Origin of the sequence: Rhodonellum sp. (genome assembly GCF_030656585.1) — a bacterium.
Taxonomy (GTDB): domain Bacteria; phylum Bacteroidota; class Bacteroidia; order Cytophagales; family Cyclobacteriaceae; genus Rhodonellum; species Rhodonellum psychrophilum.
On record NZ_JAUSPP010000059.1, the window covers coordinates 37,171 to 59,648 of the forward strand.

General features: G+C 42.3%; 23 protein-coding genes and 1 tRNA gene. 7 read left to right on the forward strand and 17 right to left on the reverse strand.

Translation table 11 applies throughout. The features are described 5' to 3' along the window. Positions 1 to 209: 209 nt before the first annotated feature. On the forward strand, positions 210 to 1,463 hold the full coding sequence (metK, locus tag Q7J63_RS14190) for a methionine adenosyltransferase (protein WP_019596630.1): 1,254 nt from the start codon (positions 210 to 212) through the stop codon (positions 1,461 to 1,463). 85 nt (positions 1,464 to 1,548) lie between these two features. Here metK and Q7J63_RS14195 read toward each other — a convergent pair whose 3' ends face one another. Beyond that, positions 1,549 to 2,535 (reverse strand): D-alanine--D-alanine ligase, encoded by a 987-nt coding sequence (locus Q7J63_RS14195; RefSeq protein ID WP_304887055.1) that lies wholly within the window; start codon positions 2,533 to 2,535, stop codon positions 1,549 to 1,551. Between the two features lie 323 nt (positions 2,536 to 2,858). On the opposite strand from Q7J63_RS14195, the gene Q7J63_RS14200 reads away from it, so the two are divergent. From Q7J63_RS14200 to Q7J63_RS14210, 3 genes are all read left to right on the forward strand, one after another. Beyond that, positions 2,859 to 5,039, forward strand: coding sequence for a S9 family peptidase (locus Q7J63_RS14200; RefSeq protein ID WP_304887057.1), 2,181 nt, complete (start codon positions 2,859 to 2,861; stop codon positions 5,037 to 5,039). Between the two features lie 170 nt (positions 5,040 to 5,209). Beyond that, the gene (locus tag Q7J63_RS14205; RefSeq protein ID WP_304887059.1) at positions 5,210 to 5,584 is read left to right on the forward strand and encodes a hypothetical protein; all 375 of its coding nucleotides are present in this window, start codon (positions 5,210 to 5,212) and stop codon (positions 5,582 to 5,584) included. Positions 5,585 to 5,819: 235 nt separating this feature from the next. Beyond that, complete coding sequence (locus tag Q7J63_RS14210) at positions 5,820 to 6,275, forward strand: hypothetical protein (protein WP_019596634.1); 456 nt, start codon at positions 5,820 to 5,822, stop codon at positions 6,273 to 6,275. A 165-nt stretch (positions 6,276 to 6,440) separates the two neighbouring features. Here the strand turns inward: Q7J63_RS14210 and Q7J63_RS14215 are convergent, their stop codons facing one another. The 5 genes from Q7J63_RS14215 to Q7J63_RS14235 all read right to left on the reverse strand — a co-directional run bounded on the left by Q7J63_RS14215 (position 6,441) and on the right by Q7J63_RS14235 (position 10,515). Then, positions 6,441 to 7,106 (reverse strand): phosphatidylserine decarboxylase family protein, encoded by a 666-nt coding sequence (locus tag Q7J63_RS14215; protein ID WP_019596635.1) that lies wholly within the window; start codon positions 7,104 to 7,106, stop codon positions 6,441 to 6,443. Positions 7,107 to 7,180: 74 nt separating this feature from the next. Beyond that, positions 7,181 to 8,458, reverse strand: coding sequence for a Glu/Leu/Phe/Val dehydrogenase (locus Q7J63_RS14220; protein WP_019596636.1), 1,278 nt, complete (start codon positions 8,456 to 8,458; stop codon positions 7,181 to 7,183). A 75-nt stretch (positions 8,459 to 8,533) separates the two neighbouring features. Further along, positions 8,534 to 9,391, reverse strand: a complete 858-nt coding sequence (locus Q7J63_RS14225; RefSeq protein WP_304887063.1) for a phosphatidate cytidylyltransferase — start codon at positions 9,389 to 9,391, stop codon at positions 8,534 to 8,536. Then, entirely contained in the window at positions 9,375 to 9,581 is a 207-nt protein-coding gene (locus Q7J63_RS14230; protein ID WP_019596638.1) for a DUF2007 domain-containing protein, read from the reverse strand. The genes Q7J63_RS14225 and Q7J63_RS14230 overlap by 17 nt, the downstream gene beginning before the upstream one ends. After that, on the reverse strand, positions 9,556 to 10,515 hold the full coding sequence (locus Q7J63_RS14235; protein ID WP_304887065.1) for a CPBP family intramembrane glutamic endopeptidase: 960 nt from the start codon (positions 10,513 to 10,515) through the stop codon (positions 9,556 to 9,558). Before Q7J63_RS14235 ends, Q7J63_RS14230 begins: the two co-directional genes overlap by 26 nt. Before the next feature lie 37 nt (positions 10,516 to 10,552). Here Q7J63_RS14235 and dusB point away from each other — a divergent pair, with 37 nt between their 5' ends. Further along, positions 10,553 to 11,542: a tRNA dihydrouridine synthase DusB gene (dusB, locus tag Q7J63_RS14240; RefSeq protein ID WP_304887066.1), complete on the forward strand. Its 990-nt coding sequence runs from the start codon at positions 10,553 to 10,555 to the stop codon at positions 11,540 to 11,542. A gap of 126 nt (positions 11,543 to 11,668) precedes the next feature. Further along, positions 11,669 to 12,568: a DMT family transporter gene (locus Q7J63_RS14245; RefSeq protein ID WP_019596641.1), complete on the forward strand. Its 900-nt coding sequence runs from the start codon at positions 11,669 to 11,671 to the stop codon at positions 12,566 to 12,568. A 281-nt stretch (positions 12,569 to 12,849) separates the two neighbouring features. On the opposite strand, the gene Q7J63_RS14250 is transcribed toward Q7J63_RS14245, so the two are convergent. The 10 genes from Q7J63_RS14250 to Q7J63_RS14295 all read right to left on the reverse strand — a co-directional run bounded on the left by Q7J63_RS14250 (position 12,850) and on the right by Q7J63_RS14295 (position 21,575). Continuing rightward, on the reverse strand, positions 12,850 to 13,746 hold the full coding sequence (locus tag Q7J63_RS14250; protein WP_304887069.1) for a hypothetical protein: 897 nt from the start codon (positions 13,744 to 13,746) through the stop codon (positions 12,850 to 12,852). 104 nt (positions 13,747 to 13,850) lie between these two features. Beyond that, complete coding sequence (locus Q7J63_RS14255) at positions 13,851 to 14,921, reverse strand: DUF3810 domain-containing protein (protein ID WP_304887071.1); 1,071 nt, start codon at positions 14,919 to 14,921, stop codon at positions 13,851 to 13,853. A gap of 164 nt (positions 14,922 to 15,085) precedes the next feature. Then, positions 15,086 to 15,667 carry a NifU family protein gene (locus tag Q7J63_RS14260; protein WP_019596645.1) on the reverse strand — a complete coding sequence of 194 codons (582 nt, stop codon included), beginning with the start codon at positions 15,665 to 15,667 and terminating at the stop codon, positions 15,086 to 15,088. Between the two features lie 71 nt (positions 15,668 to 15,738). Next, a complete protein-coding gene (locus tag Q7J63_RS14265) occupies positions 15,739 to 16,398 on the reverse strand; it encodes a porin family protein (protein ID WP_019596646.1) in 660 nt (219 codons plus the stop codon). Between the two features lie 409 nt (positions 16,399 to 16,807). Beyond that, complete coding sequence (locus Q7J63_RS14270) at positions 16,808 to 17,014, reverse strand: hypothetical protein (protein ID WP_026333492.1); 207 nt, start codon at positions 17,012 to 17,014, stop codon at positions 16,808 to 16,810. 91 nt (positions 17,015 to 17,105) lie between these two features. After that, the gene (gene gltX / locus Q7J63_RS14275) at positions 17,106 to 18,644 is read right to left on the reverse strand and encodes a glutamate--tRNA ligase (protein ID WP_304887073.1); all 1,539 of its coding nucleotides are present in this window, start codon (positions 18,642 to 18,644) and stop codon (positions 17,106 to 17,108) included. Between the two features lie 558 nt (positions 18,645 to 19,202). After that, positions 19,203 to 19,571, reverse strand: a complete 369-nt coding sequence (rplS, locus tag Q7J63_RS14280) for a 50S ribosomal protein L19 (protein WP_019596650.1) — start codon at positions 19,569 to 19,571, stop codon at positions 19,203 to 19,205. A 97-nt stretch (positions 19,572 to 19,668) separates the two neighbouring features. Beyond that, positions 19,669 to 20,346: a tRNA (guanosine(37)-N1)-methyltransferase TrmD gene (gene trmD, locus Q7J63_RS14285; protein WP_019596651.1), complete on the reverse strand. Its 678-nt coding sequence runs from the start codon at positions 20,344 to 20,346 to the stop codon at positions 19,669 to 19,671. 3 nt (positions 20,347 to 20,349) lie between these two features. Next, positions 20,350 to 20,880: a ribosome maturation factor RimM gene (rimM, locus tag Q7J63_RS14290; RefSeq protein WP_019596652.1), complete on the reverse strand. Its 531-nt coding sequence runs from the start codon at positions 20,878 to 20,880 to the stop codon at positions 20,350 to 20,352. Positions 20,881 to 20,894: 14 nt separating this feature from the next. Further along, positions 20,895 to 21,575: a 30S ribosomal protein S16 gene (locus tag Q7J63_RS14295; protein ID WP_019596653.1), complete on the reverse strand. Its 681-nt coding sequence runs from the start codon at positions 21,573 to 21,575 to the stop codon at positions 20,895 to 20,897. 145 nt (positions 21,576 to 21,720) lie between these two features. Here Q7J63_RS14295 and Q7J63_RS14300 point away from each other — a divergent pair. Then, positions 21,721 to 21,795 (forward strand) — tRNA-Arg (locus tag Q7J63_RS14300). 179 nt (positions 21,796 to 21,974) lie between these two features. On the opposite strand, the gene Q7J63_RS14305 is transcribed toward Q7J63_RS14300, so the two are convergent. Next, entirely contained in the window at positions 21,975 to 22,280 is a 306-nt protein-coding gene (locus Q7J63_RS14305) for a hypothetical protein (protein WP_304887075.1), read from the reverse strand. Between the last annotated feature and the right edge of the window lie 198 nt (positions 22,281 to 22,478).

Sequence of the window (22,478 nt, forward strand, 5' to 3'; positions counted from 1 at the left end):
TTTGAAGTTCTGAAGCTTTTTTTTCAAGGCTCAAGGGTGTTGTGTTGAAAATTACAAAGGAATGATTGCCGCTGATTTCAAGTTGACTTGAAGTTTAATTGTCTTTTCATTTTGCCTTTTGATTTTAGGTAAAATGATTTGGATTTTTTATTTCCTTTTGAAAATGTATTTTTACGGACTGATTTTAAAAACAAATTAAATAATAATATATGCCCTATTTATTTACCTCTGAATCTGTTTCTGAGGGCCATCCTGATAAAATAGCAGATCAAATTTCCGATGCCTTGATTGATAATTTTTTGGCTTTCGATCCCCGCTCCAAAGTAGCTTGCGAAACGTTGGTTACCACCGGACAGGTTTTTTTGGCAGGAGAAGTGAAATCGGACACCTACCTTGACGTTCAAAAAATCGCCCGTGATGTGATCAACCGTATTGGTTATACCAAAGGAGAATATATGTTTGATGGGAACTCCTGTGGTGTGCTTTCGGCAATCCACGAGCAATCTCCCGATATCAATCAAGGTGTGGACCGGAGCAATCCCGAAGAACAAGGCGCTGGAGATCAAGGAATGATGTTTGGTTATGCCACCAAGGAAACTGGCAATTACATGCCTTTGGCATTGGATCTTTCCCACAGAATTTTGAGGGAATTGGCAGCGATGAGAAGGGAAAACAGCGAAATTGCTTACTTAAGACCCGATTCCAAGTCACAGGTTACTATTGAATATGATGATGACAATAAGCCAACGAGAATTGATGCCATTGTAATCTCAACGCAACACGATGATTTTGATATCGAAGCTACTATGTTGGCCAAGATCAAAGAGGACATGATCAATATCCTGATCCCTAGGGTGAAGGAGCAGCTCCTTCCAGAAATCCAGGCGCTTTTTACAGATAAAATCACTTACCATATCAATCCAACAGGAAAATTCGTCATTGGGGGACCACATGGGGACACGGGTTTGACAGGGAGAAAAATCATCGTGGATACCTACGGTGGAAAAGGAGCCCATGGAGGAGGAGCATTTTCCGGGAAAGACCCTTCCAAAGTTGACCGTTCTGCAGCTTACGCAACCCGTCACATTGCAAAAAACATGGTGGCAGCGGGATTGGCAGACGAAGTATTGGTTCAGGTTTCCTATGCGATTGGCGTAGCCAAACCAATGGGTATTTATGTCAATACTTACGGAACAGCAAAAGTGAAACTCTCTGATGGTGAAATCGCCAAAAAGATTGAAGAGATTTTTGACATGAGACCTTATGCCATTGAGCAACGTTTGAAATTGAGGTTCCCCATTTATGAAGAAACAGCAGCTTATGGACACATGGGCCGTGTGAATGAAGTGGTGACCAAAACCTTCAAGACCCCAGATGGAAAACCACTTACCTTGGAAGTGGAACTTTTCACTTGGGAAAAGTTGGACTATGTGGAAAAGATAGAAAAAGCATTCAACCTTTGATAAAACAAAAAAGCGACTCTCAGGAGTCGCTTTTTTGTTTTAATGGAATTGCATTTTTGGGACGGAGACTTTTTCAAATGTGCCTTCAATGAAACATTTCCTCGATCAATGCGGTATAAAAATCCTTGATTTCCATGCCTACTGCCCGGACTTGCTGGGTGATCAAACTGGTTTCAGTCTGCCCGGGAACCGTGTTGATTTCTATAAAGTAGAATTTGTTGGTTTCGAATTCCAAGAAGTAATCCACCCTGACGGCTCCTTTGCAATTGAGTTTTTGGTAAACTATGGCTACGACTCTTTTGACGCGCTCTACTTCCTCTTCAGACATTCTTCCCGGCGTGATTTCTTCCGTGATGCCCGGTGTATATTTGGCTTCAAAGTCAAAAAACTCCTTAGAACTTACGATCTCAGTGGCTGGTAAAACTGTTGTTGTCCCTGCGGCTTTGAACACCCCGATGGAGAATTCCCTTCCGGAAACAAATTCCTCCACCAAGACTTGATTGTCTTCCGCAAAGGCCTTGTCCAGCGCTTCCTGAAGTTCCTCGGGATTTTTGACCTTACTCATTCCGATACTGCTGCCACCATTGTTGGGTTTGACAAAAAGCGGGAGTCTCAATTCCTTCAGGATTTTAGCGGTGTTTTCTCCAGTATTCTCGAAAAGTTGCAGGGATTTTGCCACATAAAGTTCAGGGATATCCTGTACAATCGCCTTTGTATACCCCTTATTCATGGTAATTGCAGAAGTAAGGGCATCGCAGGTGGTGTACGGGATTCCGATCATGTCAAAATAACCGGCAAGCTTTCCATCTTCCCCAGGAGATCCGTGGAGAATGTTGAACACGCCATCGAAGGTGATTTTTTGGTCATTCAGGAGAATGGAAAAGTCATTGAGATCGACGGATATTTTTTCGCCGGATTCGGTTTCGTGGTACCAATCCCCTGGATAAATCAAAATCTTAAAAACAGTGTACTTTTCCCGATCAAGGCTTTTCGCTACTTCCGTAGCACTTTTAAGGGAAATGACGGATTCACCGGTATATCCTCCGGTGACCAAGGCAATTTTTTTCTTCATAGCGCTCAGGGGTTGACACCACGAATTACATAAAAATCAGCTTAATTTATCAAAGAATGATCGGGAAATTTTCAAAAGACAAAGGATTGAGTTCACTTTTGAATCTTTCTCCTTATATGTGGAATTGGTTTTGTTAGGGGTGAGCATTGCAAAACGATTGAAAATCAGGCATTCCTAGAGTTTGTTTATTTTTCAATTCCCCGAAATCTCTACCCGTCTAACGTAAGGAACTGTTGTGAACCTATGCTTCCATTTATCAAAAAGAACATTTCCGTTTGATCAATTTATTTAACTTTAGCATTGGAAATAAAACCCATTTATTCATGAATAAATTAAAGATATTCTCAGCATTGTTGCTGGGCCTGTTGCTTGTCAACAACTCGATTGCCCAAGAAAAAAAGAAAGTCGCCTTAGCCGATGTGTTCAAGTCCAATGCTTTTAGCCAAAAATCCGTCTATGGGATCAACTGGATGAAAGACGGGCAATATTACAGTTCCTTGCAACGTGGTACAGCAGGTCCAAAGGTCGTCAAAATCAATGTGGCCACCGGTGCTGAATCAGGAGTTTTGATTGATGGTGCTGCCCTAGGCGTGGATTTTTCCAGTTATTCCTTCAATCCCGATGAGACTAAAGCCTTGATCGGTTCCGAAGTGGAAAGCATTTACAGGCGATCCAGCAAAGGCGTTTACCATGTGGTGGATCTCAAGACAGGTCAAGCGCAAAAACTCATGGATGGCGAGAAAATCATGCATGCCACCCTTTCTCCCGACAACGATAAGGTTGCCTTTGTGAAGGACAACAACCTTTATATGCTTGCCTTGGCAAACAATCAGCTTACGCAAATCACGACTGATGGAAAGTGGAACCATATCATCAATGGATCGGCAGACTGGGTTTATGAAGAGGAATTTTCCATGTCAAAGGCATTTGATTGGTCTCCAGACGGAAAGAAAATCGCTTTTATCCGGTTTGATGAAACCGATGTTCCCGAATTCAACATGCAGACTTGGGGGAAATTGTATCCTGAAGATTATAAATTCAAATATCCAAAAGCCGGGGAGAAAAATGCCGAAGTAAGCATCCACGTGTATGAATTGGCGACACAAAAAACCGTTAAGGTGGATGCTGGAAGTGAAATAGATATTTATCTGCCACGGATTTATTGGACAGGGGATGCCAATACGCTCGCATTCTTGCGCGTCAACAGGCTCCAAAATCAAATTGACCTGCTCTATGCGAATGGAGAAACAGGAGAGACCAAATTGATACTTGAAGACAAATCAGAGACCTATGTGGATTTGGATTACAATGATGACCTTCGATTCTTGGAGGGCAACAAAGGCTTTATCAGGACTTCAGAGAAGGATGGCTACAAGCATATCTACCACCATGACAACCAAGGGAAGTTGATTCGACAGATCACCACCGGAGATTGGGAAGTGACCAATCTGGTCGGTATTGATGAAAAGGGAAAGAAAATTTACTTTATGTCTACCGAGGTTTCTCCGATGGAAAGGAATCTTTTTGTCATCAACTTGGATGGAAAGGGCAAAAAAATGCTGACACCAGAAAAAGGGACCTATTCGGTCAACATGAGCAAGGATTTTAAATATTTCATTGCCAATTTTTCAAATGCAAGCACGCCTTTGCAGGTGACGCTTCATGATTCCTCGGGGAAGCTTCTGAAGGGATTGGAAGACAATACTGCACTTCAAAAGTCGCTTGAAAATTTCGAAATCACGCAAAAGGAGTTTTTTAAATTCAATACCGTAGACGGAACCTCCTTGAACGGCTACATGATCAAACCGGCAGATTTTGACGAGGGTAAGAAATATCCGGTCTTGATGTATGTTTATGGTGGACCGGGTTCGCAAAACGTCAACAATTCCTGGGGAGGAACCCGGGATTTTTGGCATCAGCATTTGGCAGCTGAAGGCTACATCGTAGTCTGTGTAGACAATAGAGGCACTGGGGGAAGAGGTAGGGATTTTAAACATGTGACCTACGCCAATCTGGGCAAGTATGAAACAGAGGATCAGATAGCCGGAGCCAAATATTTGGGAGGATTGCCTTTTGTGGACAAAACTAGAATCGGTATTTGGGGATGGTCTTATGGTGGATACATGTCCTCATTGGCCTTGATGATCGGCAATGATGTGTTCAAGACAGCCATTGCAGTGGCGCCTGTGACCACTTGGAGATATTATGACACGGTTTACACCGAGCGCTTCTTGCAAACGCCACAGCGCAATGCTACGGGTTATGACGACAACAGTCCGATCACCCATGTCAATAAGCTGAAAGGCAATTTCTTTTTGATCCACGGAACGGGGGATGACAATGTTCATTTCCAGAATTCTGTTGACTTGGTCGATGCGCTTATCAAGGCCGACAAGCAGTTTGAAACCATGTTTTATCCCAACAAGAACCATGGGATTTACGGAGGAAACACCACTTGGCATTTGTATTCTTTGATGACTGACTTTATTAAAAGGAAGCTGTAAATAATTTACAGTTAGGAATTTAAAAAATACAGTGATTCCTTTTGCGAGGCTATGACCTCTCCAAATGCAACAAAAAAAGGCAAGATCCATTTCACGGGGATCTTGCTTTTTTGTTTTTTTGCTTAAAATCCCTATCTTATTTCAATTTAAAACCCCAAAAAGCAGCCATTATGAGAGAGAAACTGAATGCATCCATACAATCCCTGAGTTTGATCATCGTGGCGGCAGGGCTTTCCTGGGTGGTGTGGGCGGGCGATACGACCATGCGCGACATGCTCACCTATTTGATCATCTTGGTGACTTTCATTGAAATCTTGAGTCTTTATTTGGTGGGTAAAATTTATCCCGATAGCCATACGACTTTAAAAATCGGAGTGATTGCTGGACTGATGATCCTTCTGGGAATCAAAACGATGTTGCCCTCATTTTTCATTCCCCTGACAATCACCGTTTTTGCCTTGAATTTCTTTTATAATTTCTATACCAACAACAAAAGGAGGAGGGGAACTTTTAGGAAAAAATTCGGCAAAAAGTTCAAGCTTTAACCCGTGTTTTGCATGATCAACTCCATTCCAGTCTGAAAATGCGTATTCATCAGTCTTTGACAATTATTTTTGACTTCAACTTATAGGTTCTATTCCTTGTTTACCATTGGTCTGATTTTCTTCTGGTTTAAACCCAATTGAGTAGCCTAAGCATATTTCGGATTTAAGTGTTTTTGTCTTCGTATATTGGCACATTATTTGAAATTTCAAAATTCACGAAACAAACAACGCTTTAATGAAAAAATTAATATTGGTTTTCATGCTTTTTTCGCCTTTGTGTCTTTTTGCCCAAGCCAAACTTGACAAAATGGTGAACGAAAGAAACAGCCTGCATCAACAGTGGAGAACCTCAGAAAACAAGAAAACAGGGATTTTCGGCAACCGAACCAAAAAAGACATGGTGGAAACGAATGACTGGATGGAGCGGATCATTCAAAAGGACAACCAAATCATGGATGAATTGAAGTTGATGAGTGAGATCGAAAAAACGGAAATCACCTATGAGAAAAATGACTACAAATTCATTTCACAAAAGCAGGAAAGGGAAATCACCCAGTTGAAAAGGGCATTGACTGAAAAAGAGGAAGTGGTGAATGAGAAAAAATCCGATAAAAGGGTTTATGAATGGACCACCTTGATATTTTTCCTAAGCACTGTTGTCTTGGGATATAAATTTTTCAAAAGGAAATAATAAGAAAAAGAAAGCCCTTCAAGCTTAAGTCAATTCTGGAATTAGGGATAAAGAAAAAAAGAAAAACCTTCCTAAAATCCGTTTGGCCTTTTAGGAAGGTTTTTCTTTTAAGGTGCGATTTCCATGGAATTATAGGAAGCACAAAAGACTGGAAGACCCTATAATTTATGGCCTTTTAAGCCTAGCAATCGGCGTAAATGCACCCTTGGTTTTGTCGTCGATCTTCACGAGTATTTCAGCATCCAGCGGGAGAAATACATCCACACGCGAGCCAAACTTGATAAAGCCAAATTCTCCTCCCTGAATGACGGGACTGCCTTCTTTCACATACCACTTGATTCGGCGGGCCACCGCGCCAGCGATCTGTCTGACCAAAAGTTTCACACCATCCTTGTTTTGGATGACCATGGTGGTACGTTCATTTTCGAAACTGGATTTTGGGTGCCAAGCCACCAGATATTTCCCGGGATGGTATTTGAAATATTCTACCACTCCGGAAATGGGAGACCTGTTGACGTGAACGTTTATAGGGGACATGAAGATGGAAACTTGTTTCCTTCTCTCATTCAGGTATTCCGATTCCATGGTTTCCTCGATGACCACGACTTTGCCATCTGCAGGTGCATAGACAAGGTTCTCATCATTGGGCAAAGGGATATATGGGTTTCTAAAAAATTGCAAAACCAATAGATAAAGGATTACGCTGACAAGCAGGCTGAAATTCAAGAGCATTTCCTGCTCCGGCAAAAACTGGTGTAGGGCTAAGTTTAATCCTGTCAGTATAATCAACATCCAGAACAATAATTTCCTTCCTTCTTTGTGAATTGTCATGTTGGGGTAAAAATTTAAAAGGTGTGGAAATCGCTTCCACACCTCAAATATAATAAACTTTCTTATTTCAGGGATTAGAAACCTCCTCGGTAGGTATAAGTCTTAGCAACTTTATCGATGGCTACGATGTATGCTGCTATCCGTAAAGGCACTTCATATTTGACCGCTGTAGCATAAACATTGTCAAAAGCGTCTTTCATGATCCTGTCAGACCTTCTGTTGACTCTTTCTGCAGTCCATTTGTATCCCAATCGGTTTTGGACCCATTCGAAATAAGAGACTGTCACGCCGCCTGCATTGGCCAGAATATCCGGCACTGCCATGATACCTTTTTCATTGATGATGGCATCTGCCTTTGCGGAAGTTGGCCCGTTGGCGCCTTCTACGATAAGTTTTGCCTTGATCCTGTCCACATTGTGGATGGTGATCACATCTTCTACCGCTGCAGGGACCAAAACGTCCACATCCAATTCCAACAATTCCATTGGATCATTGAGTTTGTCTGCCCCGGTGAATCCTTCAAGCGTACCTCTGTTACCATCTCGGTAGGCAATGGCTTCCTGGATATTGATCCCAGCTGCATTGAAATAAGCACCTGAAATATCGGAGATCGCAACGATTTTCAAGCCTCTTTCTTCCAAAAGCAAGGATGCCCAAGAACCCACATTTCCAAAACCCTGCACGGCGCAAGTGGCTTGAAAAGGATTGATTTTTAGTTTTTGCATGGCTGCAAGTGTGGACACCATCACTCCACGTCCGGTGGCTTCGGTTCTTCCCAAAGAACCACCCAAAACAAGCGGTTTACCTGTCACCACTGCATTCACGGTCATTCCATGGGCTTTGGAGTATTCATCCATCAGCCATGCCATCTCCCGTGGACCTGTCCCCATGTCTGGAGCAGGGATATCCTTGTCAGGACCGAAAACATCCAGCATCGACAGGGTATAGGCGCGGACGAGCCGCTCAATTTCACCTGCGGACATTTCGCGGGGATTGCATTTAACACCACCTTTACCACCTCCGAAAGGAATATCCACGACAGCACATTTCCAAGTCATCCATGCGGCCAATGCCCTTACCTCATCCAAGTGAACATCTGGAGCAAAGCGGATTCCACCCTTCGCAGGGCCCAAAATATTGGAGTGAATCACACGGATGCCTTCAAATACCTGGATTTTTCCATTGTCCATGGTAATGGGAAGCGATACGATTACTTGTTTGGCGGGATTTTTCAGCACGTTGTAAACCTCATCGGAGAGGCCTAGTTTTTCAGCTGCAAGGTTAAACCTTTCCATCATTGACTCCAAAGGATTTTCTTTGTCCTTAATAGGAGCCGGTTCAATGTAAGCCATATTTGGGGGTCATTTAGTTGATTGAATCAATTACAATACAATATTAATGAGATTTTTAATAGGGTATAGGCATTTTTAAAAGATTTTCAAAAATGCGGCAATAAATGGGGCAGATAATAGCAATCCGTCAAAACGATCCATAAATCCACCGTGCCCAGGCAAGGCCTTTCCGGAATCTTTGATCTCGATGCTGCGCTTAAAAAGCGATTCTATCAGATCTCCATAAGTACCTGCAATGATGATAATTCCTGTGATGACGTACCATTTCCAAGATTCCAGGGAATTGAAATAGTTGGAAAGGATAAAAGCCATCAAAAACGCAGTGGCTGCACCTCCCAAAAAACCCTCCCAGGATTTTTTGGGGGAAACCCTTTCGAACAATTTTGTCTTTCCAAATTTCGTTCCCGCAAAGTAGGCACCGGAGTCACTTGCCCATAAGATCAGAAGCGATCCAATGATGACTTCATAGTGAAACGTCCCATCAACGGCAAAGGCGGATACATTCAGGAGTGAAAAGGGAACGGAGACATAGAATATACCCAAAAAGGTGTAGGCGATCCCCGTAAATGGTTTTTTGTCAGATTTCCGATAAAGCTTGATGAAGAAAATCAAGGAGGCCAAGGGGAATATCAGAAAGTAGAATTTATTTCCCAAATGTCCGATTTCAATAAAAAATGAAAGGGTGAAAATCGTCAGACCTAAGAAAGTACCGAAACTCCTCAATGGCAACATGCCATCAAGGCCCGAAAGTTTGTAAAATTCCATCTGGGAAAACCCCAAAAGCAATCCGAAAATAATAAAATACGCCCATTCACTGTAAAGTGAACCGATGATGATGATACTTGCGCCAATCAATGCTGTGATTACCCTTTGGCCAAGATTGCTGTAGTTGTTGATGTTGAACCTTGACCTTAGTTTAAAAGGTGATCTCATGCTGTATGATGTTAATGGCCATAAGTGAATTGTCATTGGGTACCATTACTTCATATTGGCCATGAATTTGGTAGACTGATTCTTTTTTATTGATGATGACTGCATTGATTCCATGTTCCTCCAAGACCCCCTTGACGATCTCAGCCCTCACCGGGGATCCGTTTTCAAATACCTTCTGCCAATTTTTCATTGTCTCTTTGCTGTTGGTTTTTTTCCTTAAAAACTTTGATGCCCAGGATCATGATCAATAAGCCCAGCAGGGCGAAAGATATGGAAACCTGATCCGTTTCCTCGATATCAAAGTTAACTTTACCCAATTTATTTAAATAAACCAAGATAACCGTAAAAGCATTGTTCATTATGTGTGCGGCAATCGGATAAATAAGGCTTCCAGAGTACAGATACAAATATCCGAAAATTGCTCCCAAAAGCATTCTTGGAAAAAAACCATAGAACTGTAAATGGATTGCAGAAAAAATCAAGGCAGTCAGCCAGATGCCAATATGGGCGTTTCCGGTGTACAGATGCAGTTTTGGTTGCAATACGCCGCGAAAGAGGAATTCTTCTCCCAAACCCGCCAATAGGCCAATGACCAACAAGCCCATCAAAAATTCCCCAACATTATCAAAATCCGTCAGGAATTTTGTCATCCCCATGGCCATCTCCTCTTTTTCCTTTAACACTTGCTCCAGACCACTCAGCATTTCCGGGAATTTGACATTGGCATTCCAGTCAATCAAAAGAGCATTGAATAGGACTCCGCCAACCATCACCAAGAGTGTCAATCCCAAACCCGTGAACCTAAAGTTGTAAATTTGTTGTTTCCATTCAATATCGGCTTTGTCCACCCATTTGATAATCACCAAGGCTGCAAGAAAAAAGGCCAATCCGCCGCCTAATCCCTGAACAAAGAGAAAGGCCATTCGCCCATTGGGGTGTTGACTTTCACCCGTGAAAAGGGAAACCATTTCATCCAAGGGAATGGAAAAAAGGGGATTGATCAGTAAGATTCCAATGCCTTGCATGACGATCATTACCCCAATCGTGATCAAAACAATCACGATTATCGATAAAAGCCAATTACTTCTCGAGGCAATTGTGGATTGTGTTTTATATATCTCCATAATTGCGGTAAATTTACACGAAAATTATAATTCAGTAGTGGTAAAAATAGGAAACTTAGAATTGGGGGAATTTCCCCTGCTGCTTGCGCCCATGGAGGATGTAAGCGATCCGCCTTTCAGAGCTGTTTGTAAGGAGAATGGTGCAGATTTGATGTACACAGAATTTATTAGTTCTGAAGGTCTTATCCGCGATGCAACAAAAAGCATCCAAAAACTCGATATTTTTGAATACGAGCGCCCTGTAGGCATCCAGATTTTTGGGAGTGAAATCCAATCCATGCGGGAAGCTGCAGCAATTGTTGAAGCTGCGCGTCCGGATATTCTGGACATCAATTACGGCTGTCCTGTAAATAAAGTGGCCTGTAAAGGCGCTGGAGCTGGAATCCTTTTGGATATCGACAAAATGGTTGCGATGACTGCCGAGATCGTGAAAGCAGTCAATATCCCGGTAACGGTCAAAACCCGCCTGGGATGGTCCCAAGATACCATCAGGATTGTGGAAGTGGCAGAGCGGCTTCAGGATGTTGGCATCCAAGCCATCAGCATCCACGCCAGAACCAGACAACAGATGTACAAGGGTGAGGCCGATTGGTCCTACCTGAATTTGGTGAAAGCAAACCCAAGGCTTCACATTCCTGTTTTTGGCAACGGTGACATTGACAGTCCTGAAAAGGCAAAGGAATATCGGGACAAATACAATGTAGACGGCATGATGATCGGTAGGGCATCCATTGGATATCCCTGGATTTTCAATGAAATCAAGCATTACTTCGCCACCGGAGAAAAATTAGCCGCACCAGATCTGGAGCAGCGCATCCGTGTGACCAAAAAGCATCTTGATTTCTCCGTACAGTGGAAAGGGGAAAAACAGGGAATTTTGGAAATGAGAAGGCATTATACCAACTATTTCAGAGGAATGCCCAATTTCAAGCCATTCCGGGCCGAGATGGTTACGGCAGAAACCTATCAGCATGTTTGTGCCGTTCTCGATCAGGTAGCGGAGGTGTATGCGGATTATGAGTTTTAGGGAATTCCGGTAGGATTCTTTGCCCTACCGGAAAAACCACATTTAGAGGCACAAATTATTCTTAAAATCACCCCTTTCATAGACTCTGCTCTATTTGACCGGGTCAACGAACACATGGTCTAACAAATGACAAAAGATTTGCAGCAGGAAAGTGCCCTGAAAGCCTGGGGATTTCTGATCGTATTGGCCTTGATTTGGGGAAGTTCTTTTATTTTGATCAAAAGGGGTCTTGAAATTTTTTCCCCGGGAGAAGTCGGTGCTTTTAGGATTGTGGCGGCGGGAATGGTTTTGATCCCACTCTCTATTCCCAGATTAAAGCAGCTAAACAAAAGGCAAGTCAAGAACCTGATCATCGTTGGACTGGTGGGGAGTTTTATTCCCGCATTTTTGTTTGCAAAAGCCCAAACACAGTTGAGCAGCTCACTGACAGGGGTGTTCAATGCCATGACGCCCTTATTTGTGGTGATTATCGGAGCCTTGTTTTTCAAGGCGAGAATAACGTCCAGGAACATGGTGGGCTTGTTGATTGCCTTTGTCGGTGTGGTCATCCTGCTGATGGTAAAGGAAGGAGCGGGTTTTGAGGGTTTTGGATCCATCAATTCCTATGCTTTTTTTGTGCTTTTGGCCTGCGTTTGTTATGGCATCAACCTGAATATCATCAAATACCGATTTGTTGCATTGAAACCTGTGGCGATTACGGCCATTTCATTGCTGATGGTCTTGCCAGCTGCCTTGATTTATTTGTTTGCTTTCACCCAATTTTCCTTCAAGTTGGTGCATGTGGAAGGTGCATGGACGGCAGCCTCCTACATCATGCTTCTTGGGATTTTGGGGACCGCCATTGCACTGATTCTTTTCAATGTGATGGTGAAAGTCGCCACACCGGTTTTCGCAAGTTCGGTCACTTATCTGATTCCGATCGTCGCTATTTTCTGGGGCTTGCTGGACGGAGAAGTGCTTCTGCTTGGCCATTATTTTGGAATTGCAGCCGTGATTGTCGGGGTTTGGGTGGGGAACAAAAGGTAAGGACAAAAGGAAAAATTCATTTGAAGCCTTCCTTTTTTTTGGTTTTTTCGATGAATAAATGTGCAGCTCCGACATCTTTTTTTGAAGAACTCATAAAAAAACAATAGCTACGGAAACGAATTTCAATCAGTAATAAAAAATTAGGATTAAGTATTTGATTATCAATACTATAAAATCAAAATAAGTTAAAATCCCCAACTGTTTTTGGCAATTATATTCTTTTTAAAAGTGATCAAACTAAGCCGATTCCAAAGGAAGAAAAAGCCAATGGCCATATGGGGTTAATTTGATTCTTGGTGTTTTTTGAGTTCTTTTTTACTCATTTCTTTGGTGACCATTGCTCCTGGATGTACGGCGGTGATTTTTGTGCCCGTTTCTGGGACTATGGAACCAAGGCTTTCATCATAGAATTTGGTCTGGATCGTTTTCATTGTCAATCCCTCATTATTCTTTTCCAGCCTGGTTTGGATCATTCTAACATGTCTTCCGGATTCATATTTCTCTCCTGAGGATTCTGCCAAAACATCACCGGGAAATACCGTTTCTCCAATTTTTACCTTGACAGAACCTGCCTTAAGCACCACAAGTTTGGTAAAGGTACCGTCCTCATGGTAGAGTTCGATGAAGTTGTCCAAAGCACTGAAGGTGTAGCTTGTGCCTTTCAGTTCCTCATCCTCCTTTATTTGACTCACGACGCCTTTTCTTGGCGTGCAAATCAATGTAGGTGACTCAAAATGAATGGAAATCCCAACATAACTTTCGTTGGTTTTTTCAAATTTTAAGCTGTTTTCCAAATGGGTCATGTTGTAAACGGTCACTTCCACTCCCTTGTCCACGGGGAGAAGGGAAGGGATTTCTTCCTTGTTTTTGGCGAGAAAATTCCCTTTGTAGATGGTGGTGGCAAATTTAACGGTGGTACTTTGATTTGGATCCTGTTTTCTAAGCTTGGCGACTTGACTTCTTCCCGGGCTGGCAACTGCAAAGGAAGCCATCCCCGAGGAAGGGATCAGGTTTGTCAGGGATTTGAATTCAATTTTCAGCGAATAGGGAATCACATCGGGATTTTCTGCGTAGATCAACACATTGCCATCCTTATCATATTCGGATGTTGTATTCACTTGGGAAAAGGCGGAAAAGCTAAAGATGACCGAAAACAGGGGGATTAGAAAAAAACGCATGACCGAAAGAGTTTTGATTTTAACTTTAAATTAAGGCCATCTTTTTGAAACACAAAAACAATTTGACTAATTTATTATTTATTGGTGCAAAAAAATTAAAACCATTACTCGTTAAGGCTATTTCTCCATGCAAAAGCCAGCATGGGCAATTGTTGGTAACTGTTGACTCCCGCTTTTACCCCCTGTGCTTTTAGGAAAATATCATTGGATTTTCTGCTGATTTCCAATGAAATGGGCTTATACTGTTGTCCCGTTTCATTGATTGAGACCAAATCATTTCGGATGCCTCTTGGAAGCGTTTTGTAAAAATGCGTATACAATTCCTTGGACATTCTGTAGAGGTCGTTCATCTGATACCGAAGGAGTCTCAGCTGCCCCGAATACTGCAACAAGGGGTGATCGCTATTGGAGCAAATGACCCAGCCTATAAAATTGGCTTCTCCCTCGTCCGTTACACCATAGCTGTGCGCCATTTCGTGGGCGATGGTGAAGGGTTTTTCCAGGGGATGCAAGGAGGGGTCGATATAGCTTTCTCCGGTAAAGGGGAAATAAATTCCCAGAATTCCCATTCTCCGCATAAAACCAGCTGGATAAAATTGTTTCGTTCTGGGTTCACCCGTAAAATTCAATCCCAAAAGGAACATGTTTTCGCGCATGTTTGCCCGAACCAATTTTTCAAGGTCATCGTATTCCATGGTCTGTCCAATCGGCACGGTATCTTCTTCGATATTGTAGCGGAGCTGGTTGAGGATATTCCTGGTCAGTTCAATTTCTCTGATCAGCTGTTCCTCATTGAGCGGAACCGGTTTCATCCCGATTTGCTGAAAGATCGGTATCCTTTGGTAATTGTATCCCCAAAGCACCAAAAAGAAAAAAACCAAAGCCCCAAGATAATTGAAGAGGGAACGGATGGAATGTCCCAACTTGTTTTTCCAACCTTGCTTTTTTCTGAAATGATAAATGAAAATCCCAAAAAAAATGAAAATGGAGGCAACGAATAGATACACTGTGGCAAAAGGAAGCTGGGAGATGGTTTTGTCAATCAGGTTTCTGACGCCCGGAAAAATGGTCCTTGAGTAGATTGCCTCTGTTTTTATGGGGTTTTGAATAGTTAAATACCGAATCAACAGACTGATCAGCCCCAAGAGGGTCCATGTCCAATTCCCTTTGAGCATTGTGGTGGTGAGGGTTTATTTGAGGTTTGAGAAATCAAAAGGATGCTATCCTAAAGGTTACCGTTGTTAACCCTTACGTCACAAATGTCTCCAGGTTCCCAATAAGGATTGAGAATCTGGAAACTTGTGTTCATGTGTCGTATTTTTTTTGAAGAAACGGAGGATTACACTCCTTCGGCCACCACTTCCTTAACTTCAGGGAGCATGCGGGTCAGAAGATTTTGTATGCCGGCTTTGAGGGTGACGGTACTTGAAGGGCAACCTGAGCACGACCCTTGTAATAGTACCTTAACCACGCCTTCGTGAAAACTGTGGAAGACAATCGCACCACCATCCTGCTCGACGGCAGGTCTGATGTATTCATCCAATATTCCTTTGATTTTTTTCACGACTTCAGAGTCGTTTTCATCGAACAGCGGATCTTTTTCAAAGTTTATTTGTACGGCAGGTTTTCCGGACTCCAGATAATTTTTGATATGGCCGCGGACGATGTCTTGGATTTCTATCCAATCTACCTCAGTGTTTTTGGTTACCGTTACAAAGTTCGAAGCAATAAAGACACGCTCCACTGCGTCGAAATTAAACAATTCATTTGCCAAGGGCGAATTTTCAGTGCTTTCCTGATCAGGAAAGTCAAAGCTTACGCCATCGTCAGCCAACATAAAATTCACCACAAACTTCAGTGAGTTTGGGTTTGGGTTGGCTTCCATATATATATGAACGGGTTTCTTTTGAGCTTGCAACATGGTAAGATTGAGTTTGAATTGTGATTCGTAATTTTAGTAACAGCATTCGGGGTGATAAGTTCCAGAAACCATCAATTTTGCCACTTTGGTTTGAGGATTTGAAAAAGGTAACTGAGGGTAAATTCCAGATTGGTTGAATTCATGTCAAAAATCCTGTTTTGACTTTCTGGTCGTCCAAATTCATAGGAGAATCTCAAATCTGCCGCCACTGTACTTTTTCCAAACAGATTGGACAATCCAACTCCCGCCGTAAGGCCATACATAAAATTCTTGGGGGCATCCCCAGCTCCGCCATAAGTGGGCAACAAGCCATTCCCTTCATATTCTCTCTTTAGGTCAGTTGCATTCATCAGAAAACCGAAGTGTGGACCAAGCTTGACATGAAATTTACCCCTGTTTCCAAAATAAAAGTTCGATAAAAAAGGAATTTTAAGGTATTCCAAAGAGGTTTGGTTGACTCTTTCCAAGGTGTCTCTTTGGGTATAGCCGAGTTTGATAAACTGGAATTCCAGGCTCGCACCCGCATTTTTTGCCAAATACTGTTCGATGACAAACGAAAAAGTGGGGGCTTTGATTCCTCCGACTCGGTCTGCCCGTCTACCGACCTCCGCCCGGTAGGTGAGGGTGGAGGTGGAAAAACCACCCCTAATCCCAATGTTTGTTTGGGCTTGAATGGTTTCCGTCAGAATCAAACCAAGAGAAAAAAGACAAACCAGTATTTTCCATTTCATGCCCAAAAATAAGAAATGATTTACCAAGCCATACACTTTGACGATAAATCATTGATTTAATCTTGGTTTTCCATCGTACAAAAATGGAGGTTGAGGGCTGTTTTCTAAAAGATTTGAGTTGAAGAGGTTTAACCCGTTTTATGCATTGGCTATTTCCTCCCACCCTATAATTGAATTAGGATCATTTAGGTGTTTGCTTTTATTGACTTCAGCCTATCGATATTGCCCCTCATTCTTTAAATAGGCTGATTTTCTTGCAGTTTCAGCTCCGCTTTAGGAGACCTGATGCCTATTTCAGATTAAAAAAAATCACAGCAACGTTTGGGTTGCTGTGATTTTTTGAACTTTGTAGGAGGACTTTCCCTCCTTTTATTTGGAGAAAGGATTTAGGATGGAATTGGAAGAGTACTTATTTTTTCTTCTTGCCCGTCTTGATATCATCAATATCTTCCCTGTCCTTCAGTTTCTTATCTTCCACGTTTTTGTTAAGGAATTCATTGAGCTTGTCGATGGGAAAACTGCTGGAAATTTCACCGAATGAATTGATGTTCATCTTGAACCCTTCAAGATCACTGTGGACTTTGGGGTTTTCTTCCTTTTTTGATTTCTTGGCCATGGTCATTGCGGTTGTTTCTCTCGGATGAATTGGACAGACTTAGATTTGTTTACAAGAATCTAAAGGTCCAAATCCAACGAAGAGATGGTTTTTATGAATTTACTTTCAAGGTTTCTAACGCAAAAGAGATCCTTTTGATTAATTCTTCTTTCCCAATGATGTTGAAAACAGGCATCAATTCAGGTCCCGCTCCAACACCGGTTACTGCGAGTCGAATCGCTTGCATGATTTTGCCGAGTTTTATACCATTTTCTTCCGAAGCGGCTTCCAGTAGTGATTTTGCGTTCTCAGGGGTGAACTCACCCGAAAATTGCAAAAGCTTTTCTCTGTACGTCCCCAAAACTGTTTCGGTATCTGTATTCCACTTTTTTGAGGCGATGTCTTGGTCGAATTGACTTGGCGCAATCAGCATAAACCGACCTTCTTTCCAAAGGTCAGCAGGGAAAGTTGCACGCTCTTTGACGACATGGGCGATTTGGGCAGCCTTGCTTGCCTCCATGATCAATCCTTCTTTTTCTATATCAGCAATCAGATATGCCGCCAATTCCTCGTCCGTTTTGGCTCTAAGATATTGCTCATTGAACCATTTGGCCTTGTTGATGTCGAATTTGGTGCCTGATTTCCCAATCCGCTCGACTGAAAATGCCTCTACCAATTCCTCCAAAGTGAATAACTCACGATGGTCCCCAGGATTCCAACCCAAAAACGAAAGGAAGTTCAAAAATGCATCTGGCAGATATCCAGCTTCCCTAAAACCTGCAACAATATCACCGGTGTTTGGATCAGACCAGTCCAAGGGGAAAATAGGAAAACCGTGTTTTTCGGCATCTCTTTTGGAGAGTTTACCATTTCCATCGGGTTTCAACAACAACGGCAAATGGGCAAACTGAGGCATGGTATCTTCCCATCCAAAGTACTTGTAAAGCAAGACGTGTAAAGGTGCCGAAGGCAGCCATTCTTCTCCACGGATCACATGCGTGATTTCCATAAGATGATCGTCCACGATATTGGCCAAGTGGTAAGTGGGCATGCCGTCTGATTTCATCAGAACCTTGTCATCCAGTGAATTGGAATGAACCAAAACCCATCCACGAATCATGTCATTCAGTCTTACTTCTTCTTTTCTAGGTATTTTGACGCGGATCACGTAAGGTTCTCCAGAGGCCAATCTTTCCTTTACCTCATCCTCGGGAAGGGTTAGGGAGTTTTTCATCTGGGTTCTTGTGATGGAATTGTACTGCGGAGACACAACGCGCGCTGCCGTCAACCTTTCCCTCATGGCATCCAATTCATCGGGCGTATCGAAGGCGTAGTATGCGTGGCCTTTTTCGATCAGATCCATTGCGTATTGCATGTACATCGGCTTCCGCTCAGACTGCCTGTAAGGCCCGCAATCTCCCGGATTCCAGGGGCTTTCATCAGGTGCGATTCCCAACCAATTCAAGGATTCCTTGATGTATTCTTCGGCACCTGGAACAAAACGGTTTTGGTCTGTATCCTCGATTCTCAATAAAAATTTTCCGCCCATTTTTCGGGCAAAAAGATAATTGTAAAGGGCGGTTCTAACCCCTCCTATATGTAAAGCTCCCGTCGGGGAGGGTGCAAATCTAACGCGTACTTCCTTATTCATGGTATTGATTTATGCTTTGTACAACACGGGAATTTCCCACTTGTTTTGGTTGTCCTGAATCAATTCAGACTGCAAAGATAGGAAAAGATAAGGATTGGTCTAAACAAAAAGGGCAAGCGCTTTGGATTCCCTGCTGCGTTCATTTATTTATGGAATGCTTTTGTTGGTTTTGCTTTCCAAATAATCAAAAATCAATTGAATTCTTAAGGACTCAGCACAAATTTTCAAAAGAAAATCCACCCCATCAGCATGTTCCCCATCACTGAAGATTCTTTCAAAACATTGTCGAGAAAAGCTATCGTTTGTGGTTCAACCCGAAATATGCAATAGGTTTCCTAATGGGGTTTGAAGCGATAAAAAAATCAGGTATAGGCCAGATAGGGTGAAGATAAAAAACAGCAAACAAAACTCACTCACGGATTATTTGGGTTTTTTAGGCTGGAATTAAATGAATAACGCATAAAACGAGTTCAATCAAGTCTTTCATACCAAAAAACAAGACTTAAAATCAAAAAAAAGGAACCGTTTCCAGTTCCTTTTTTTTGATTGATTTTAAGATTAGGCTTTTCTGCTTCTGATCTTTTCTTTGATCTTGGCAGCTTTTCCTTGACGTCCTCTCAAGTAGAACAATCTTGCTCTTCTCACCTTACCTTCTCTCAGCAATTCGATTTTCTCGATGCTTGGACCCAGGATAGGGAAAATTCTTTCTACACCCACACCATTGGATATTTTCCTTACTGTGAAGGTTTCACCATTGGAATTGATGTTTCTCCTTTGGATCACTGTACCCTGGAATTGCTGGATACGGTCTTTGTTTCCTTCGGTGATTCTCACGTGAACATTGATGGTGTCCCCCGCTTTGAATGTTGGGAATTTGGCTCTCACCTCTTTATATTCCGCTTCTACAAATTTAAGTAGTTCGCTCATAGCTGTATATTTTATGTGCTTGTAGCAATCACGCCTCAGCGCAATTTTTTGTGAATTCTATAATTTTAAGCTCTTATTACTATCGCCTTTGGAAATCCTACCCTTCCAATAAGTCGGGTCTTCTTTCCTTGGTCCGGCGAACCGATGCCTCAAATCTCCATTGCTCTATTTGGGCTTGATGTCCTGACAGCAAGACCTCCGGTACCGCCATACCTTCGTAATCGGCAGGTCTGGTGTAAACCGGTGGCGCCAAAAGTCCGTCTTGAAAGGAGTCTGTCAATGCCGAAGTTTCGTCATTGAGCACGCCCGGTATCAACCGGATAATGGCATCCGTTACCACTGCAGCAGCGAGTTCTCCGCCCGAAAGGACATAATCACCGATGCTGATTTCTTTGGTAATGAATTTTTGCCTGACCCTTTCATCCACGCCTTTGTAATGACCGCAGAGGATAATCATATTGCCTTTGAGCGACAATGCGTTGGCCATTTTCTGATCGAATGTTTGACCATCCGGGGTCATATAAATGACTTCTTCATAATCCCTTTCGCTTTTGAGTGCTTCTATACACTTTGCGATAGGTTCTATAGACATGACCATTCCTGCGCCGCCACCAAAAGCATAGTCGTCGACTTGCTTCTGCTTGCCACTGGCATAATCCCTTAAGTTGTGGACCCTGACCATGGCCAATCCCTTGTCTTCGGCTCTTTTCAGAATCGAGTGGGCAAAAGGACCTTCCAACAATCCGGGTACTACTGTGATGATGTCAATGCGCATGGATCAATCTTCCAAATAAATGTCAAGCAATCCATCGGGTAGTGAGCAGTAAACTTTTTTAGCTGCTTTGTCGACTTTTTGAATAATGCCGTCCTGAATCGGAATCAGCACTTCTTTTCCTTTGTGTTCGACACCCAATAGATCCTGGGTTTGTAGGTCATATATGACCTTTATATCCCCGATCCTTCCAAGGTTTTCATCCAAAACCTCATATCCGATCAGTTCGTGGAAGTAATACTGGTCTTCTTCAAGTTTGGGCAACTCAGATAGCGGAAGGTACATTGCCGATCCTACCAGGGGAGTTGCTTCGTCTATGGAATTGAAATCTTCAAATTTCGCCAAAACCTTATTTCCGGGTTGTAAGACAAAATGTTCAAGAAACATGGGGACCAATCTGGATTTCTGTTCGATGAAGACATGCTCGAGGTCTTGGTAGTTCTCGGGAAAATCCACATCTAACACTCCTGTCACTTCTCCACGAAGACCATGAACTTTTGAAATGTAGCCCAATTGGAAACAATCTTCTTTGTTCATGGTGGGGTTATCTATTATGCTTTAGACTCTTCTCCTTCAGCAGATGCTTCAGGTGCATCAGCTTCTGGTTCTGCTGCAGGAGCTTCTTCAGCAGGAACTTCAGCAACAGTAGGCTCAACAACAGGTGCTTTTGCAGCTTCGATTGCAGCTTTTGCAGCGGCAGCTTCAGCTTCAGCAGCAGCTACAACAGCCTTTGCTTCATCTTCCCTTGATTTGATGACATCCAAACGCGCTTGGTTCTTAGCAGTTTCTGCCTCGAATGCGGTCTGACGTGCTTCGTCTTTTGCTTTGGTTAATTTCTCTACCTTACCTGCGATGACAGTTTCTTTGCCTTCTGCCCACACTTGGAATTTCTCATCCGCCTGCTCTTGGGTGATTGCGCCTTTCAAGACACCAATCTGAAGGTGTTTCTTAAGCATCACACCTCTGTAAGAAAGCATTGCTTTTACTGTATCTGTTGGTTGTGCACCATTCAACAACCATTTAAGAGCGCGCTCATTGTTGATGTTGATGGATGCTGGGTCAGAATTCGGGTTATAAGTACCGATTTTTTCAATAAAGCGTCCATCACGTGGAGCTCTTGCATCAGCTACTACTACGTCGTAAATGGCTAATTTTTTTCTGCCTCTACGCGCTAATCTGATTTTTACTGCCATATATTGTTGATTTTTAATGAATTGATGGATCTCGTCCATCCTATTTTTTGGACTGCAAAGATATGATTTTTTGATTGAAAAGAACAACTTCCATAATAATATTTGCACTTTAACAGATATATGACTTAAATTGCATCGTTTTTAGAAAGGAAAATCGTTTTGATCTCTTTTTCACAAACATTCTGGCCTCGTAGTTCAATGGATAGAATAGAAGTTTCCTAAACTTTAGATCTAGGTTCGATTCCTAGCGAGGCCACCAAAACCCGCTTAGACACAATGTTTAAGCGGGTTTTATTTTTTGGTAGGTTGTTGGGGGGACAGGTCGCTTTTGTTTGGTTTATTTCCCGATAAACTCTGGAGATGAACCTTTTGCGGAAATAAAAAAGACAGGCGTTAGGACCTGCTATGATTCATTGGTTAAGTTGAGGTTTTGAAATATTAATAGGGGAAAATTGGAAATTTTTCTCCAGCCCTTAAAAAATCACCCTCATGTTTTGCTTTTAATTCCTCAAACTGCTTTTTTGATTTTGATCTTTCCAAGGAAAGCCAAACAAATTCCTGCAAAGCGAAAATAGCCTTTTCTTCCCTGCCCAAATACAGTGATTTATTGTATTCATTAAACCAATATTTGGGATCTTGAGAAGCCAGATTTTTTTTTATTTTTTTAACATCCAAAACAAGACCCACAAACATTAAGATCAAAACAAACTGAAGGATTAAAGCAACACTAATTAGATTGTCCATATTTTTATAATTTTTGTTAAGTTAATAATAATCAATATAGTGGGAATAAAAAAAGCGGCCCGTGTGACGCCATAGAATAATGTTCCAAAAACATAAAAAAGGGAGGTTTGAGAACCTTTCGATTTATCCTTTTAAAAAATGGCGCTATCTCCTTTTTGAGAATCCTAATTCAAATCAACCCCAAAAAATGATTTGATT

Bases quoted from the DNA above. Each gene is read 5' to 3' on its own strand.
- metK (WP_019596630.1), top strand. From the start codon at position 210: ATGCCCTATTTATTTACCTCTGAATCTGTTTCTGAGGGCCATCCTGAT.
- Q7J63_RS14195 (WP_304887055.1), bottom strand. From the start codon at position 2,535: ATGAAGAAAAAAATTGCCTTGGTCACCGGAGGATATACCGGTGAATCC.
- Q7J63_RS14200 (WP_304887057.1), top strand. From the start codon at position 2,859: ATGAATAAATTAAAGATATTCTCAGCATTGTTGCTGGGCCTGTTGCTT.
- Q7J63_RS14205 (WP_304887059.1), top strand. From the start codon at position 5,210: ATGAGAGAGAAACTGAATGCATCCATACAATCCCTGAGTTTGATCATC.
- Q7J63_RS14210 (WP_019596634.1), top strand. From the start codon at position 5,820: ATGAAAAAATTAATATTGGTTTTCATGCTTTTTTCGCCTTTGTGTCTT.
- Q7J63_RS14215 (WP_019596635.1), bottom strand. From the start codon at position 7,106: ATGACAATTCACAAAGAAGGAAGGAAATTATTGTTCTGGATGTTGATT.
- Q7J63_RS14220 (WP_019596636.1), bottom strand. From the start codon at position 8,458: ATGGCTTACATTGAACCGGCTCCTATTAAGGACAAAGAAAATCCTTTG.
- Q7J63_RS14225 (WP_304887063.1), bottom strand. From the start codon at position 9,391: ATGAGATCACCTTTTAAACTAAGGTCAAGGTTCAACATCAACAACTAC.
- Q7J63_RS14230 (WP_019596638.1), bottom strand. From the start codon at position 9,581: ATGAAAAATTGGCAGAAGGTATTTGAAAACGGATCCCCGGTGAGGGCT.
- Q7J63_RS14235 (WP_304887065.1), bottom strand. From the start codon at position 10,515: ATGGAGATATATAAAACACAATCCACAATTGCCTCGAGAAGTAATTGG.
- Q7J63_RS14245 (WP_019596641.1), top strand. From the start codon at position 11,669: ATGACAAAAGATTTGCAGCAGGAAAGTGCCCTGAAAGCCTGGGGATTT.
- Q7J63_RS14250 (WP_304887069.1), bottom strand. From the start codon at position 13,746: ATGCGTTTTTTTCTAATCCCCCTGTTTTCGGTCATCTTTAGCTTTTCC.
- Q7J63_RS14255 (WP_304887071.1), bottom strand. From the start codon at position 14,921: ATGCTCAAAGGGAATTGGACATGGACCCTCTTGGGGCTGATCAGTCTG.
- Q7J63_RS14260 (WP_019596645.1), bottom strand. From the start codon at position 15,667: ATGTTGCAAGCTCAAAAGAAACCCGTTCATATATATATGGAAGCCAAC.
- Q7J63_RS14265 (WP_019596646.1), bottom strand. From the start codon at position 16,398: ATGAAATGGAAAATACTGGTTTGTCTTTTTTCTCTTGGTTTGATTCTG.
- Q7J63_RS14270 (WP_026333492.1), bottom strand. From the start codon at position 17,014: ATGGCCAAGAAATCAAAAAAGGAAGAAAACCCCAAAGTCCACAGTGAT.
- gltX (WP_304887073.1), bottom strand. From the start codon at position 18,644: ATGAATAAGGAAGTACGCGTTAGATTTGCACCCTCCCCGACGGGAGCT.
- rplS (WP_019596650.1), bottom strand. From the start codon at position 19,571: ATGAGCGAACTACTTAAATTTGTAGAAGCGGAATATAAAGAGGTGAGA.
- trmD (WP_019596651.1), bottom strand. From the start codon at position 20,346: ATGCGCATTGACATCATCACAGTAGTACCCGGATTGTTGGAAGGTCCT.
- rimM (WP_019596652.1), bottom strand. From the start codon at position 20,880: ATGAACAAAGAAGATTGTTTCCAATTGGGCTACATTTCAAAAGTTCAT.
- Q7J63_RS14295 (WP_019596653.1), bottom strand. From the start codon at position 21,575: ATGGACGAGATCCATCAATTCATTAAAAATCAACAATATATGGCAGTA.
- Q7J63_RS14305 (WP_304887075.1), bottom strand. From the start codon at position 22,280: ATGGACAATCTAATTAGTGTTGCTTTAATCCTTCAGTTTGTTTTGATC.